Raw genomic sequence first — 13,487 nt, forward strand, 5'->3', positions numbered from 1 at the left:
GTAACCTTCACAAAAAAGAAAGGACATACTGTATTTTATACAGCTGCCCTTTCTTCGGAATTCTTTAATGTATTCCTCTGTCCCTAATCTCCTGATCTACAACGATTCTCTGATTACGCGTTTGTAATACCATACAGATAATAGACCGAAGATCGAATATAACAACGTATATACAATCATGACGATTACGGTAGGTGTGACAAGTTCTGTGCCGAAGAAGAACCAGCCTGATTTCACAGCAAAATAACTATGGCTTAGTCCCACAACAAGTGGAATTCCAAAATTAAACAGCTGCTTGAACTGAATTCCGCGTAAAAGATTGCCTTGCGTAAATCCGAGTTTCCGTAGAATCGTATAGTTCGATTTCTCTTCTTCGCTCTCATTCATTTGTTTGAAATAGAGGATACACCCGGATGTAATCAAGAAAGTTAGACCCAGGAATCCGACAATGAACATAATTAAGCCCATAGTGGTGCGCTGGTTATTTCTAAATTCAATCTGGGAGAAACTTGGGGCCTCTAATTGCAGATCTGCAAAAATAGCATAGGCATTCTCGTCCTGTCCTGGATCTGTAATTTGCACACCGTAATAATCGGTCGATTCCCCTTTCTGAAGTTTCGGATCAAGATCCTGCGCGAGCTCTGCATAAACTGATTCATCCACAACCGCTACAGGTGTACCCCGGGTATAGTATACGGGAAGAACTCCCTGTTTCGTGGTTCCAATCAGTTGCTGGTCAATGGTATGCTTCAACCCGTGCAGAACAATGGGTCCTTCATCCTGAATGGAAAAGAATTGCTGAATCACATTGCCGTACCCCATGAAAATGACTTCGCCTGGTTTCAGATCAATGTTATCTACCATGCTGTCACTTACTACACTGCTGAACAATAGTTCATCCGTTAGGGAATCATCCATCACCTTATGTGCATCAATTTCAATATACAGAGGCTGTCTGTGCTTCTCCTCATATGGAATCTGTTTGTGATCCAATTCGGCTACAAAACGATCCTTCACATTCGCCTGAGCAAAGAGAAATCCTCCGGTAGGCTTTCTTTGGCTTGCGCCTCTGCCGAATAATAGGAAATGTAGCTGAGCGACAACATGCCTATGGCGAGTGCCGATACGGTAGTAATAATAGTCAGCAGCAAGGCATTCGACTTCATGCGAAACATGATGGAGGATAACGATAATACCTCGTTAATAGAGAGATAACCTTTTTTACTTCTGCGGATCAGATTAAAGAGAAAACTGACAGAACCTTTATAGAATAGATACGTCCCCAAAATAACCGAAAAGAGAATTAAAATCATTGTGTACATTAACTGCTGCATATCCAATTTCTCGACGCTGAACAGCCGTGCAGACAGTATGTAACCGAACACGATCATAGCAATACCTAAGATGCCCATCAGAATCTGCCCTATAGATAACTTCTGTACCTGCTGCTCTGTTGTAGAAGACACCCGAAAGAGGGATAAAATGCTCTGTGCTCGGATAAAGGTGTAATTCATCAACATGATGAGCAAGTACATCACGGCAAAAACAATCAACGTCTGCAGCAAGGCCATCGGTGAGAAGTACAGCTTTGTAATCGCATCAACGCCAATAATTTTGAACAAAATCATCAATATCAGCTTGGAACCGAGAAAACCGATCACAATACCAATCACCATAGAGCCGAAGTAGAGAAAGCAATTCTCCGCACTCAGGATGCCAAAAATTCTTCCCTTCGTCAGTCCGATCAGTTGAAACAAACCGATCTCCTTACTACGTCGCTTGATAAAAATCGTATTGGCATAGAGCAGAAAAATGCCCACAATGACAATCAGTAACACGGAGGATGCGCCTATCGCAGCCGCTCCTTTTGTTGATTCAGCAACCTCATTCATAGAGGGATCATACTGTAATGTCACAAATGAAAAATACAGCGCCACACTAAAAATCAGGGCGAAGACGTAAAGATAATAATTTTTCAGGTTTTTCCTCAGATTGCGAAAAATGATGTAGTTCAGGCTCATGGCTGCACACCACCCAGCACGCCTTGAGTTTTGATAATGTCATTGAAGAAGGATTGCCGGGACTCGTCTCCTTTGTTTAATTGGGTGTAGATCTGACCGTCCCGGATGAAAATCACCCTGCTACAATAACTTGCGGCAAATGGATCGTGGGTGACCATAATAATGGTAGCCTGATGTTTGGTGTTCATATCACTCAATTTGCCAAGCAGGTCCGAAGCTGATTTGGAATCGAGTGCACCTGTCGGCTCGTCAGCGAAAATAATGCTCGGATCATGCACAAATGCACGCGCTGCCGAAGTCCTCTGCTTCTGTCCACCCGAGATTTCGGACGGATATTTGTCTTTCAGCTCGTATATGCCCAGTTCACGGGCAATTTGTTCGAACTTCAGGTGTGCCTCATGCTTCGGAATACTCGTAATGGAGAGCGGCAGCAATACATTTTCCTTCACCGTGAGGGTATCCAGCAGATTATAATCCTGAAAAATAAAGCCGAGATGATGTTTGCGGAATTCAGCAAGCTGTTTCTCCTTCATGCCTGTAAACTCCTGACCCTCAATGTCAATCGTGCCCTGACTTACCCGGTCAATCGAGGAAAGAACATTCAGCAGCGTCGTTTTCCCGAACCCGAAGGTCCCATAATACCCACAAATTCGCCTTTACTTACCCCGAGATCAATTCCCTTGAGGACTTCCTGTTTATTTAGTTTGTTCCCATAGACTTTATGAATTTTTTTGGCTTCCAATATCCACATATCCCACTCACTCCTCTTTGGTATATCTCCATCATAGGCGGGATGTTGCAATTTATCGTGCGATTCACCGAACAAAACCAAAAAGCATGTGACAATGTTGTCACACGCCTGCAAGGTGGATCATGTCATTCTTACGCGGGAAGGTCAGCTTGACGATGGTGCCTTCTCCGGGAGCAGACTGTGCCTTAACGTTTATACGAAGTGTTTGTGCTACCTGTCGGGTCAAATATAAGCCCATCCCCGTTGCCGTTCCTTCAAGCCTACCTTGCGTTGAAGTGAAGCCTTTATCAAAGATGCGCGGTAAATCATGAGCCTCGATTCCTCGTCCATAATCCTGAATGGTCAGTATGATATGCCCATCCTGTTCCCGGCTTTCAATGACAATGTCAGAGGAATGACTGTATTTCACTGCGTTGCTAAGCAGCTGCCGTATGATAAAACCTAACCATTTGCTGTCGGTCAGCACCTTTGTCACATGTAATGACACTTCGAAGCCAATCCCTTTGGATATGCACCACGACTTCAAAGCTCTAATCTCGCCATTCAAAATCGGTTCAAGCTCTGTTTCTTCCACAAACAAATCATTATGCATAAATGGAATACGCTTCTGGTGAAGCTGCTGATCAAGCAGTTGGTGAATTCGCAGCCATTCATACGTCATTTGCCCCTGTAGCTTGTCAGCCGGCATACGCTCAATCATCAATTGCAGCGCAGTTAGCGGCGTCTTCACTTCATGAATCCAGGCCAACATCTCATCCTTCTCCTGCTCCAGCAAAATAAAATGAGACGAGGACTCTTTCCGATAACGTTCGGTCTGCGAAGTCACGGCATCGTGCACAATCCGTTCATAAGGGCTTTCCGCGATTTCCAAATCCCCCGGATCATAGGTATGATCCCAGGTGGTTAATCTTTTGTAGAAACGGGTCTCCCTTGGATATCTCACCCAGATAAACACGATGCAAACCACTACATTCAGCACAACGATATAAGCTACAGATCGGAATGGAATGGACGTGTCAATATAGGCTACAAATAAAATGATGAGCTGCATGCTGATAAGCAGCAATAGCCAACTGAGCTTTTCCCGTATGTATTTGCCAATCATGCTTCCGCCTCTTCTGTTGCCATGTAGCCCTGTCCTACCTTGGTTTCGATATAGCCATCCAGATCTAGCGGCTCCAGTTTTTTGCGAAGGCGATTGACGTTGACCGTCAGCGTGTTGTCACTCACAAAATGTTCATGATCCCACAGACTGCGAATCAGGTCTTCCCGGGTCACAATCTGATTTTTGCGCTCAACCAACACTTTCAGAATGAACATCTCATTTTTGGTCAAAAGGACAGATTCATTGTCATGGGTAAGTGTATTCTTCACATATTCAATGGTAGCCCCACGCCATGTACGCAGTTCAATCCGCTCTGTATTATAGTTGTATACCCTGCGCAGGGTCGCCTGGATCTTGGCTATCAGCACATCGAAATGGAAAGGCTTCTGGATAAAATCATCTGCCCCAAGGTGCATTGACATAACCATATCCGTAGGATGATCCCGTGAGGACAGAAAGATAATCGGTACATTGGAATGAGCACGTATCATACGGCACCAATGAAATCCGTCATACTGGGGGAGCTGGATATCAATAATCACCAGCTGGGGCTGAATGACACTGTATTCCTGCATCACTTTGCCAAAATCCTGTACGCCATACACGTCATATGACCACTGGGATAACCGTTCTTTGATTTCACTGAATAATGATTCATCATCTTCAATGAGCATAATTTTAAACATATACTTTCACCACGTTTCTGTTCTTCTTGGGCTGACAGTTATAGGCGTACACGCTCGCTCTCCCATTCCCCTTCTAAAGCCAAGTTTACATACACTCCCACCCGAAATCAAAAAAAATAAAATTGCCCCAGAAAACAGGAAACTCACTGTCAGTTCCGGGACAACTTCATTGTACATTACGTACTGCTGCCAATAGCCATCCCTGTAAAGGTGATGGGACCCACCACGTTAGCCACATTGCCAGCAGCTGCAATTTGAGCTGTCAGGGTGTACACGATCAAACCAGTGGCAGATGTAACATTAAAATCAATTGTACTGAAAGAGGATGTATAAAAAATTTCTGTCAATGCCTGAGCTTCAATATTGATTTGTTTAGTGAAAATGACAGAACCGGGCCCAATATTGTCTGGCAGACGCGTAATCGTGACGGTCACGATTGGATTGCCGCTGATTCCCTGCAAACCGAGAGTCCCTTTCAATTCCACACGATTTACGGCGGGAATGGGAGGAGTGATGAAGATACCCAGGTCAGCCAGTTGAACACCAGGGCTCACTGTCAAAGGAATGTCAGCAATGCCACCAATTTGGTTGCTGGGGACACTGGCTTTGTAATCAAGCAGTGTAGTCAAAGACATAACTTTACCTCTCCTTTCTAATTGGGTACCGGACCAAAAGCCAGCGCGCTCAACGTGATCGGACCGGCTACAGCAGCAGGTTCGTTCTGGCTGGTCACTTCTACTGATAACGAGTAGATATGGGTTCCCGGAGGAACATTGAAGTCAGCCGTGATAAGCCGGATAACATAAAACTGCTCTGCTGCGTTCTGTAAGCCTTGCTGGGAAGCAAAGATTTGTGTCCCATCCCTGTACAAGCGAAAGATAACCTGCGGAATGTTGAGTATGGCTGCAATGCCAATCGTCGCATTCAGTTCTATACGATTATTTAACGGACTATCGTTTGGGAGTGTCAGATTGGCGGAAGCCAAAACAGCAACTTGCGGCGTAATGGGAACCGAGATGGGTAATATCCCTCCCGCCGTTCTTGAAGGTATACTTGATGCAGCTGCCAGTAGATTTACCACCGTGTTGAAAGCCTCCTTTTACAGGTAATTTAGCCCAAATTTCAAACTTCAAGATGTAGTATATCCCAACCCGCTAAACGTTACTGGACCAAACAGCTGGACGGTAGATAATGCCGGAACACCTATAATCGAAGAAACATTGAGTTGGTAAACATGAAAACCGGGAAGGACATTTTCGTCCACTGTACTAAAGCTGATATTATAAAAATAATTGCTCAATGCACCTACCGTCTGTGTGCCCAATTGTCCATTAAAAATCTCCTGCCCATCTCTGTAAATATGAAATTGAAGGGCATTATTAAACTCCGGGCCAACGTTCTGGACTCCTACATCCGCGGATAACAAGACGTTACCGGCAGCAGTAGAAGTCGTAAGCTGCGGTAGAAATATCCCCAAATCTGCCACTTGAAGCTGCACAGGGACCTGCGGAATTGTTGTTGGAGGCACGCCTCCAGAGAAATTGTCCGGGACACTCGCTGCATAATCCAAAATGGTCAAAGCCACTCGCTTCATCCCCTTTCCTATCTTGGAGTACATTCCTAGTATATGAAAGCTAGATAATAGTTTCTTGTGCGAACGTGACTGCAGAATAAAAATGGACGTACAAACTGAATTCGGACTCACAGTTTCCCGACATATGCCCTTTTCTCCACAAAAAAAGGACGACTATACGCATTCGTACAGTTCATCCTTTACTTGCATCACATATAGTGCAATGCCTTGGCAAATAACTTGTCATTATGGAGCCTTTACAGGATATCCTATTGTTCCAACTGCTCCATTAATTGTTCTGCAACCACACTAGCAGACTGAAGCTGACCTGATTCATATACCTCATTGAATAACCCAGATAACGCAAATTCCTTTACACTTTTGCCTCTTGCTACAGCCTGTAGCTCCGTATCTACCATCCCCGGATCGAATGCAATCACTTCAACGGGATTTGGTTGCCCGGATTGTTCCATCGCCACACATTGGGTGAACATGTTCATCCCGGCTTTGGAGGTACAGTAAGATGCCATCGAAGGTGCCGGATAACTTCCTGACCCGGACGATACATTGACAATTTTCCGCCGTGCGTTCAGGTGACTGGTCTGCTGTATAAAAGAGGAAGTCAGGATCATGGGTGCCGCCAAGCTGATATGCAGCTGTTGGCTGATTTCCTCTGAGATGCACTGATCGATTGGCTTCAACGGCTCAAGCATGGCTGCATTGTTAATGAGCCCAATGAATTCAACTTCTTGCGGTGGAATCTGTTCCAATATGCCTGAGACAAGATCGTCGATGCTATGAATATCTGCCAGATCAAACTGAACATGCTGGTAACGCTCGTAGGCTTCCTCCAAGTCAGACGTTCCGCGTGCAATACCGTAGACGTGATCTCCCTTTTCCAATAACAATTCCGCGAGCTGTTTGCCAATCCCCTTGGATGTGCCTGTAATAATAAAATACCTTTGTCCCATATTCTCCCCGCCTTTCTCTCGCTCTGTGCAAGATTGGTTGGATAATCAATTTATGATCCCCATGACTTCAGACTACACTTTGGGTTTTCTCCAAAACGTCACCCATAGAATTGGCAAACCAAAACACTTATCATCCTGTCCCTTCGTCTTCATCGGGCGTAACTCCACGCATTCAAAAGGATCTTCAAGCAAATAGCGAAGCTTGTCCTCCGTAAAAGCCAGACCGCCTTTCATCGACTTCTCACGGTATACCTCCCAATCGTCCATCACACTCTCCGGTCCACCTTGACCGCCAAACCCTGGAGCAAAGCAGGTCATCCCAAAATATCCTCCAGGTTTAAGTCCGTTGTGAATCATCTGTATGTAGGGAATTCGCTGATGTGGCAGCAGATGGTGAAGACAGCCCGAATCATAGACGAGATCGTATTCTTCTTGTGGTGTAAGTTCAAATACCGATTTGCATTCAAAATTCACGTCAAGCTGTTCTTCCACTGCTCTTTCCTTGGCCCACGCAATGGCTGTCTCTGATAGATCATATGCATCAACCTTATAACCCTGACGTGTTAGATATATTGCATTTCTTCCCGGGCCACAACCGAGCTCCAATGCTTTGCCCCCAGATAATATTCCTGAGTTCACATGCGCTACCAGATTTTCATCCGGTTTGTTTGGAAAAAAGGGGATCGGCCGGTTCCGATCTTCATAGAACGGCTCCCAAAATTGCTTCGCTGATCTGAATTCGGCGTCAAGAATGTCATATAGATCCTGGACATTTTTAATCGTCTTCTCCATAACCACATTCCTCCCTCGAATTCATACAAAGTATCCTGTATATTCCCTCTTATATATCGATCACTTTCCCTTTAAACCGCCCGCTTCATCACGTTTTTTGCGCTAAATCTACTACCCTCTATTATAACATTTCCATCCAATATAACTCTATTTTTCTAGCCGAAAATGTTCTATTTACATGTTAAAAAAACGACATTCAGAAGAAAGAAACCCTCTATCTCCCGGACGTCGTTTTAGTCATTTTTATTCATGATTCGATCAGCTTAACTTCTTCGTTAGATACAACACCACATCGTCATCGATGATCGTTTCATCGCCCCACTTAAGATAACGATCATGCTTGTGAATGCCCTGACCGTCCGGGATATATCCACGACGGGCATATAGAATTTGAGCTTTGCCATAATCGGAGAACACCCGACACCAATCCCGGCAGTATCCGTTCTCTCCCGAACCACTTCCTCTGCCCGGTCCATCAAACGTGATCCAATTCCCTGGCGCTGATATTTAATCAGCACATTGAAATCATTAATTTCCGGAATGCCCTGTTCCCTGAACGACGGATAACAGGAATTCCACAATACATTCACGTAACCGGCAAAAACTCCATTAAGCTCCGCTACCAGAGTCACCCGTTCACCATTCTGCTGTTCTGCAAGATATTGAATGTACTGCTCTGCAGATTTGGCCCAGCCCTGTTCCTGGAATGCTTGCGAAATTACAACCGGATCGCTCTCATTCAAAAGTCGGATATGTATACTCATCGATGCATTCTCCTTAATAAGTTATTTATCTCAATGCTAGATTCCCAACCTGCTTCTAAGCGAGGTTATATGGGCAACATGGTGTCTTCCATGCCATGCATATACGCCCAGATTATAATCCAGTCTGGTCGTTTCTTTGGATGCGGGATGATAAAAGGTTTTGGCATAGTCTGCATCTGTTAATGTGTTTAATAACGCAACCCAACGACGATGCAGTGCATCCAGAATTTGCAGTGAAAACTCGACGTCCAGCTCCCGCGAATCACTCAGTTCAGCCCACCGCTCTTCGTAATATGGTCTTATCGTAGGATTATCCTCCGTCAATGCCAGTTTGAAACGGACCATGCTGTTCATGTGGCTATCTGCCATATGGTGTATGACTTGTTTGAGCATCCAGCCACCTTCCCGGTAGGGCAACCTTAATTGATCTTCACTCAGTCCTTTGACCGCTTCGCGGGCGCGCTCCGGCAACTCGGCAATATCCTCAATCCACTGCTTCCGCTGCTCTGATGTAACCTCGCCTGTATGTTCAAATGATCCAATCGGGTACCTCAAATCCATCGATCATTCCTCCTTGGTTAAATAGTTTAAATATACACATCACACTGCCTATGGGCATACTCCATCAGCCAGCAGTCTCTCATCTGCCCTTCATGCAGCTCGTGTTCTGGTAACAGTCTGACCTTCCTGAAACCACACTTCTCGTAACAGGATATGGCTCGTTCGTTCCACGATTGCGGGTCCATAACCACTTTCCGGGCTTGCTTTTCGTTGACCAGATAGGCCAACATGGATTGTACCAGTTGTGTGCCAATACCGCGATTCCAGTAATCAGCCTCTCCAATAAATTGATCTGTTCCATAGATGATTTCATCTCTATCTGCATAACCATACTCATTTCGTTCTTCCTCCTCCAGTTCATAGAACTGGATATATCCAATAGGTTTACCTTCGTATTCAACCATACAACGATGTGCAGTATCGTCTTCTCTATAAAAGTGCTCTCTGACCAAATTCAGATCATGCGGCTGATCACGGCCTTCATAATATTGAAGCACAGCTGGGTCAGACAACCATCGAACAAGGTGCTGCTCATCTTGCTCATCCAATAAACGCACTGTAATTTCATTCAATTCATAGATTAGCATCACTCTGCATACTCCTTAATGATTTCCAGAGGCTCTCCCGAGACCCAGCTCAGATCCTTGCCCAATACTTTTTCCTGATGAACATAATAGATCATCGGTTGCCGAATCAGTTCTGCCTCCTCACCCAAAGGATGAATGGTAAAACGCATCTTGTAGGTGCCCACTGCATCAGGTACGGAGAACCCTGCAAATTCAATAATCGCTGTTGATGACTGCCTCTGTAACGCTTGACGAAGAATCTCTTCCATTGCACCTGTGCTGCCGACGGAAGTAGGTTGAATAAATCGGCTATCCTGTTTGTCAACAAAAGATATTGAACCCCAGCCAGGTACAAAGGGATATACGATGTGCTGACCCTTATCTTCTTTTGTGCGAGTAATGGTTAATTGCACCTCGTATTCATCCGTAGCTGTCTGCCGAATCGTGCCCTTCATGTTAACATCTTGCGCTGTAACGCTTGGAGCCAGATTATTATATACAAGAAACACTGCTACAATAATAATTGCAATGCCAGTCAGCCAAAATATCGTACTCCTACGCATGTATTTAACCCCCAAGTTTAACTGTAAATCTGAAGTAATTCGCTCTCCATTAGTGTCTGTGTAACGCTGTCCAATTCTGGAGAAGCAGACCAATCACTATGTGTATTCAAACCATATTTAATCGTATGGATAACGCTATTGGCTGACATGTATAAATTATGGTGTACTCCCGGCTGTACTATGATATGCTCTCCTTCGCCCATAACTCTAATCTTAAGAGCCTGATCATGCGCAAAATTTGCATAAGCGATCCACCCGGACTGCACAACATAGAACTCGGTTATATGGTTATGAAAATGGCTATTTTGCCATGCTCCCTGAGATGAAGCTATCGTTCTACAATAATAACTGCCATCCTCTGAAACCATCTTGTATTTCCGTTCCCCATTAGCCATCTGCTCGAAGCTGGTATTCACATTATCCGGCCCTAAAGTTTGTTCTAATGTTTCTCTATCCAAACCATTACACCCCCTGATCTGAAATACGAAGGTAGGTATTCATATTTTCCTTATGCCATGCCCAACAGATACACCTCCAGAAGAAAATCCCATATTAAACAACATTCGACACTGGCAAGTCGATTTTCCTGTTCGATAGATTATCTTTTTTCTCGTAAAAAGAGTTTTATCCATTCTCATCTTGTACTTGTTAAAATTTGAAACGCTTTTCTCACAGGCGCCGTATTAAGCTCGAAGTCGTATTTTTTTACTTGGATAAACCAATAGGATGTGGAGGTTGAACGAATGTCTTTTTTCAAGAAAATGTTAGCCAGTGTAGGTGTTGGAGGAGCCAAAGTAAATACAGAATTACATACACCTGAGGTTACGCCTGGAGGAATCATCTCGGGGATCGTCTACATCGAGGGCGGAGAAGTGGAACAGAATGTAGACCGAATCTATCTTACGATCAAAACCCATTACATACGGGAGCACAATGATCGAAAAGTTAATGAAACAGCCGTTGTTGCCAAATATTTGCTCACAGAAGGTTTCCTATTACAACCTGGAGCCAAACTGGAGAAATCCTTCTCATTTGATCTGCCTGAAAATCTTCCGATTACACTGCACCGTGCAGAGGTATGGGTCGAGACCGGTCTCGATATTTCAAGTGCCATGGACCCTTCAGACCGGGACAGACTACACGTAGTTCCTACCAAAGATATGAATACCATCCTTGATGCAATTGATCTCCTTGGTTTTAAGTTACGTGAAGTGACCAACGACTATGCTCCAAAGCTTGGTGGCAATCTTCCCTTTGTACAGGAATTTGAATTCGTGCCAACGAACAAGTTCCGCGGCTATCTGGATGAGCTCGAAGTACTGTTCAACCCGATGGGAGATTCAATGGAACTGCTGCTTCAGATCGACCGCCGCGCACGTGGGCTCGGTGGCATTTTCTCCGAAGCGATGGGTACGGATGAGAGCTTTGTTCGTCTGCATCTCTATGAGAGACATCTTGCACGTGGTGCACATTCGGTCGCCCAAGGACTGGAAGAGGTCATTTCCAAGCATTTATAATCTATTAAAAATAGATCCAAAAACAAAAAAACAGTTCTCCTACCAACTTTCATTGGTCTAGAACTGTTTTTTGTCTATGTTTTCTTTTATTAATATACAAGCCCAAACTCAAGAACGCTGTGTCCAGCGCTGCATCCCCGATCGAAGACCATAGTATGCAGCAGCAAGCAAGAGGAATCCGATAACAGCAATCAGAATGGAAGTGGTATCCCAACGGGCAATGAAGCCAAAAGCAACCTCGGACTGCAACATCGTGACGGATGAACCGTTGTTCATTTCAGGTACATGATTAAGCGTGATTAGCATACCTTGAACGACATTCCAAGCCATAAAACCTATTGTGAACAGCAAAGTTACCAACAGGGATTCCACACCTAATCGTTTGTTGATACTCATCTTTTTGCCTCCTCATTTACGGTCTGATAACACTTTGGAAATTATAAAATCCACCACATCATCTGTTGTTCGGTCGTCCGTTTGAATATACTCTTCAAAACGTGCTCCGTGGAATGCTTTGGCACACTTAGCCGCTTGTTTATAAGTCCAGCTCTCAGGCTCATCCCCGCGCTTCAACAATCTCTCATGTAATGTTTCCATAGATGTCATCAGAGTGAAATGAAAAAGGTCATCATCTAACTCTTTCAGACCCCGATGGATGTAATTGAACTGCTCTGACTTGTAGATGGTCATCGGAACAATCAGATGTTTGTTATACTTCTGCCTGATTTCACGGGCGACTTTCACGGTAAGGACTTTCCACAGCTCCATATCCTGAAAATCGTCCGTTTTCTCCTCTTCCATTTTCACATCATCCACAATCACATTTCTTAACATGTAACCAATCTCTTCAGGATCGTAGATCATGCTGTTCGGAATTTGCGGCTGCAGCTTGGTCGCAGCAGAGGTTTTACCCGAGCCAAATGCCCCATTAATCATCACAATCATCGTAACACTCTCCTGCGTGTCAGATTCAATTAGACAAGAGGTGTTCCATCTCCTGTTTCAGACGATCTTTGTTCGTATCCACATATTGATAAAGGAGTTCAAATACCTCTTCATTATCCGATTGCATGCTTAAATTACCCGCTTCAAGTTCCACCCGTTGCAAAACCTCATGAATCTGTTGACCATGCGTATTCAGGGTCGTCGTTACATCCTGTTCAGAGAGTGCATTCACATTCTCTTAATTGCTCAGGCGTCACACCATTTTCGGATAACATATGCTGAATGTTCTTCAGGATCTCTGCATCTGCATCATTGCCTATGCGCTGCATCGCTTCCGTCGTTTCACCGAGAAACTGTCCGCTCGCATTTTCTAGAAAACCGGTAATGCCACTCATGGACAGCTCTGTATCCAGATCTACGATCAGGATAGTATCTCGCAGTACCTGTGGAAGTTCCGGGCCGCATTCCCGAATGGTCGCAAATTCAGCACGATAAAGATCCATGGCAACACTCCCCACCACTTCTTCACCCGACATGCTTTCAAGCTGATCCAAGGGTAATAATTGCTGCAATTCTTCCTGTAATTTGTACATCTCTCTGCCTCCTGTATCTCTCTTTATATAAGTTTAACTTATGAATACTTACACTATCACTCCGATGACAGAACAACCT

The 13,487-nt window shown here is 44.5% G+C and carries 17 protein-coding genes and 2 pseudogenes; 1 reads left to right on the forward strand and 18 read right to left on the reverse strand.

Annotated features, from left to right (window positions below):
- Nucleotides 1-96: 96 nt before the first annotated feature.
- The 14 genes and pseudogenes from ACTWJ7_RS26285 to ACTWJ7_RS26350 form a co-directional block, all read right to left on the reverse strand.
- Nucleotides 97-2,021: pseudogene (locus ACTWJ7_RS26285) on the reverse strand (FtsX-like permease family protein).
- A pseudogene (locus ACTWJ7_RS26290) lies at nt 2,018-2,772 on the reverse strand (ABC transporter ATP-binding protein). Before ACTWJ7_RS26290 ends, ACTWJ7_RS26285 begins: the two co-directional pseudogenes overlap by 4 nt.
- Nucleotides 2,773-2,872: 100 nt before the next feature.
- Nucleotides 2,873-3,877 carry a sensor histidine kinase gene (locus ACTWJ7_RS26295; RefSeq protein WP_301881635.1) on the reverse strand — a complete coding sequence of 335 codons (1,005 nt, stop codon included), beginning with the start codon at nt 3,875-3,877 and terminating at the stop codon, nt 2,873-2,875.
- Nucleotides 3,874-4,563, reverse strand: a complete 690-nt coding sequence (locus tag ACTWJ7_RS26300; protein ID WP_301881637.1) for a response regulator transcription factor — start codon at nt 4,561-4,563, stop codon at nt 3,874-3,876. Before ACTWJ7_RS26300 ends, ACTWJ7_RS26295 begins: the two co-directional genes overlap by 4 nt.
- Before the next feature lie 176 nt (nt 4,564-4,739).
- A complete protein-coding gene (locus ACTWJ7_RS26305) occupies nt 4,740-5,198 on the reverse strand; it encodes a hypothetical protein (protein WP_301881639.1) in 459 nt (152 codons plus the stop codon).
- A 17-nt stretch (nt 5,199-5,215) separates the two neighbouring features.
- Nucleotides 5,216-5,644, reverse strand: coding sequence for a hypothetical protein (locus ACTWJ7_RS26310; protein WP_079346374.1), 429 nt, complete (start codon nt 5,642-5,644; stop codon nt 5,216-5,218).
- 48 nt (nt 5,645-5,692) lie between these two features.
- Complete coding sequence (locus ACTWJ7_RS26315; protein WP_079346376.1) at nt 5,693-6,148, reverse strand: hypothetical protein; 456 nt, start codon at nt 6,146-6,148, stop codon at nt 5,693-5,695.
- 257 nt (nt 6,149-6,405) lie between these two features.
- On the reverse strand, nt 6,406-7,107 hold the full coding sequence (locus ACTWJ7_RS26320; protein WP_301881641.1) for an SDR family NAD(P)-dependent oxidoreductase: 702 nt from the start codon (nt 7,105-7,107) through the stop codon (nt 6,406-6,408).
- Between the two features lie 72 nt (nt 7,108-7,179).
- Nucleotides 7,180-7,899, reverse strand: coding sequence for a class I SAM-dependent methyltransferase (locus ACTWJ7_RS26325; RefSeq protein ID WP_301881642.1), 720 nt, complete (start codon nt 7,897-7,899; stop codon nt 7,180-7,182).
- 275 nt (nt 7,900-8,174) lie between these two features.
- Nucleotides 8,175-8,663 (reverse strand): GNAT family N-acetyltransferase, encoded by a 489-nt coding sequence (locus tag ACTWJ7_RS26330; RefSeq protein ID WP_443146007.1) that lies wholly within the window; start codon nt 8,661-8,663, stop codon nt 8,175-8,177.
- Between the two features lie 36 nt (nt 8,664-8,699).
- Complete coding sequence (locus tag ACTWJ7_RS26335; protein WP_301881644.1) at nt 8,700-9,224, reverse strand: YfiT family bacillithiol transferase; 525 nt, start codon at nt 9,222-9,224, stop codon at nt 8,700-8,702.
- A 26-nt stretch (nt 9,225-9,250) separates the two neighbouring features.
- The gene (locus ACTWJ7_RS26340) at nt 9,251-9,811 is read right to left on the reverse strand and encodes a GNAT family N-acetyltransferase (protein WP_301881824.1); all 561 of its coding nucleotides are present in this window, start codon (nt 9,809-9,811) and stop codon (nt 9,251-9,253) included.
- The gene (locus tag ACTWJ7_RS26345; protein WP_301881645.1) at nt 9,811-10,353 is read right to left on the reverse strand and encodes a hypothetical protein; all 543 of its coding nucleotides are present in this window, start codon (nt 10,351-10,353) and stop codon (nt 9,811-9,813) included. The genes ACTWJ7_RS26340 and ACTWJ7_RS26345 overlap by 1 nt, the downstream gene beginning before the upstream one ends.
- A 17-nt stretch (nt 10,354-10,370) precedes the next feature.
- The gene (locus tag ACTWJ7_RS26350) at nt 10,371-10,811 is read right to left on the reverse strand and encodes a cupin domain-containing protein (RefSeq protein ID WP_301881646.1); all 441 of its coding nucleotides are present in this window, start codon (nt 10,809-10,811) and stop codon (nt 10,371-10,373) included.
- 285 nt (nt 10,812-11,096) lie between these two features.
- Here ACTWJ7_RS26350 and ACTWJ7_RS26355 point away from each other — a divergent pair, with 285 nt between their 5' ends.
- A complete protein-coding gene (locus ACTWJ7_RS26355; protein ID WP_301881647.1) occupies nt 11,097-11,870 on the forward strand; it encodes a sporulation protein in 774 nt (257 codons plus the stop codon).
- Nucleotides 11,871-11,978: 108 nt separating this feature from the next.
- Here the strand turns inward: ACTWJ7_RS26355 and ACTWJ7_RS26360 are convergent, their stop codons facing one another.
- Genes ACTWJ7_RS26360 through ACTWJ7_RS26375 form a run of 4 tightly spaced genes read right to left on the reverse strand, consistent with a single transcriptional unit; the run spans nt 11,979 to nt 13,408 of the window.
- The gene (locus ACTWJ7_RS26360; protein ID WP_301881648.1) at nt 11,979-12,266 is read right to left on the reverse strand and encodes a hypothetical protein; all 288 of its coding nucleotides are present in this window, start codon (nt 12,264-12,266) and stop codon (nt 11,979-11,981) included.
- Between the two features lie 12 nt (nt 12,267-12,278).
- On the reverse strand, nt 12,279-12,815 hold the full coding sequence (locus tag ACTWJ7_RS26365) for an AAA family ATPase (protein ID WP_301881649.1): 537 nt from the start codon (nt 12,813-12,815) through the stop codon (nt 12,279-12,281).
- Between the two features lie 25 nt (nt 12,816-12,840).
- Nucleotides 12,841-13,047: a hypothetical protein gene (locus tag ACTWJ7_RS26370; RefSeq protein ID WP_443146008.1), complete on the reverse strand. Its 207-nt coding sequence runs from the start codon at nt 13,045-13,047 to the stop codon at nt 12,841-12,843.
- Nucleotides 13,031-13,408, reverse strand: coding sequence for a DMP19 family protein (locus ACTWJ7_RS26375; RefSeq protein ID WP_443146009.1), 378 nt, complete (start codon nt 13,406-13,408; stop codon nt 13,031-13,033). The genes ACTWJ7_RS26370 and ACTWJ7_RS26375 overlap by 17 nt, the downstream gene beginning before the upstream one ends.
- Nucleotides 13,409-13,487: the final 79 nt, after the last annotated feature.

Source organism: Paenibacillus sp. 1A_MP2 (assembly GCF_052244825.1).
In the GTDB taxonomy this organism is placed as follows: Bacteria; Bacillota; Bacilli; order Paenibacillales; family Paenibacillaceae; genus Paenibacillus; species Paenibacillus vandeheii.

Bases quoted from the DNA above. Each gene is read 5' to 3' on its own strand.
- ACTWJ7_RS26295 (WP_301881635.1), bottom strand. From the start codon at position 3,877: ATGATTGGCAAATACATACGGGAAAAGCTCAGTTGGCTATTGCTGCTT.
- ACTWJ7_RS26300 (WP_301881637.1), bottom strand. From the start codon at position 4,563: ATGTTTAAAATTATGCTCATTGAAGATGATGAATCATTATTCAGTGAA.
- ACTWJ7_RS26305 (WP_301881639.1), bottom strand. From the start codon at position 5,198: ATGTCTTTGACTACACTGCTTGATTACAAAGCCAGTGTCCCCAGCAAC.
- ACTWJ7_RS26320 (WP_301881641.1), bottom strand. From the start codon at position 7,107: ATGGGACAAAGGTATTTTATTATTACAGGCACATCCAAGGGGATTGGC.
- ACTWJ7_RS26325 (WP_301881642.1), bottom strand. From the start codon at position 7,899: ATGGAGAAGACGATTAAAAATGTCCAGGATCTATATGACATTCTTGAC.
- ACTWJ7_RS26330 (WP_443146007.1), bottom strand. From the start codon at position 8,663: ATGAGTATACATATCCGACTTTTGAATGAGAGCGATCCGGTTGTAATT.
- ACTWJ7_RS26335 (WP_301881644.1), bottom strand. From the start codon at position 9,224: ATGGATTTGAGGTACCCGATTGGATCATTTGAACATACAGGCGAGGTT.
- ACTWJ7_RS26340 (WP_301881824.1), bottom strand. From the start codon at position 9,811: ATGCTAATCTATGAATTGAATGAAATTACAGTGCGTTTATTGGATGAG.
- ACTWJ7_RS26345 (WP_301881645.1), bottom strand. From the start codon at position 10,353: ATGCGTAGGAGTACGATATTTTGGCTGACTGGCATTGCAATTATTATT.
- ACTWJ7_RS26355 (WP_301881647.1), top strand. From the start codon at position 11,097: ATGTCTTTTTTCAAGAAAATGTTAGCCAGTGTAGGTGTTGGAGGAGCC.
- ACTWJ7_RS26360 (WP_301881648.1), bottom strand. From the start codon at position 12,266: ATGAGTATCAACAAACGATTAGGTGTGGAATCCCTGTTGGTAACTTTG.
- ACTWJ7_RS26365 (WP_301881649.1), bottom strand. From the start codon at position 12,815: ATGATTGTGATGATTAATGGGGCATTTGGCTCGGGTAAAACCTCTGCT.
- ACTWJ7_RS26375 (WP_443146009.1), bottom strand. From the start codon at position 13,408: ATGTACAAATTACAGGAAGAATTGCAGCAATTATTACCCTTGGATCAG.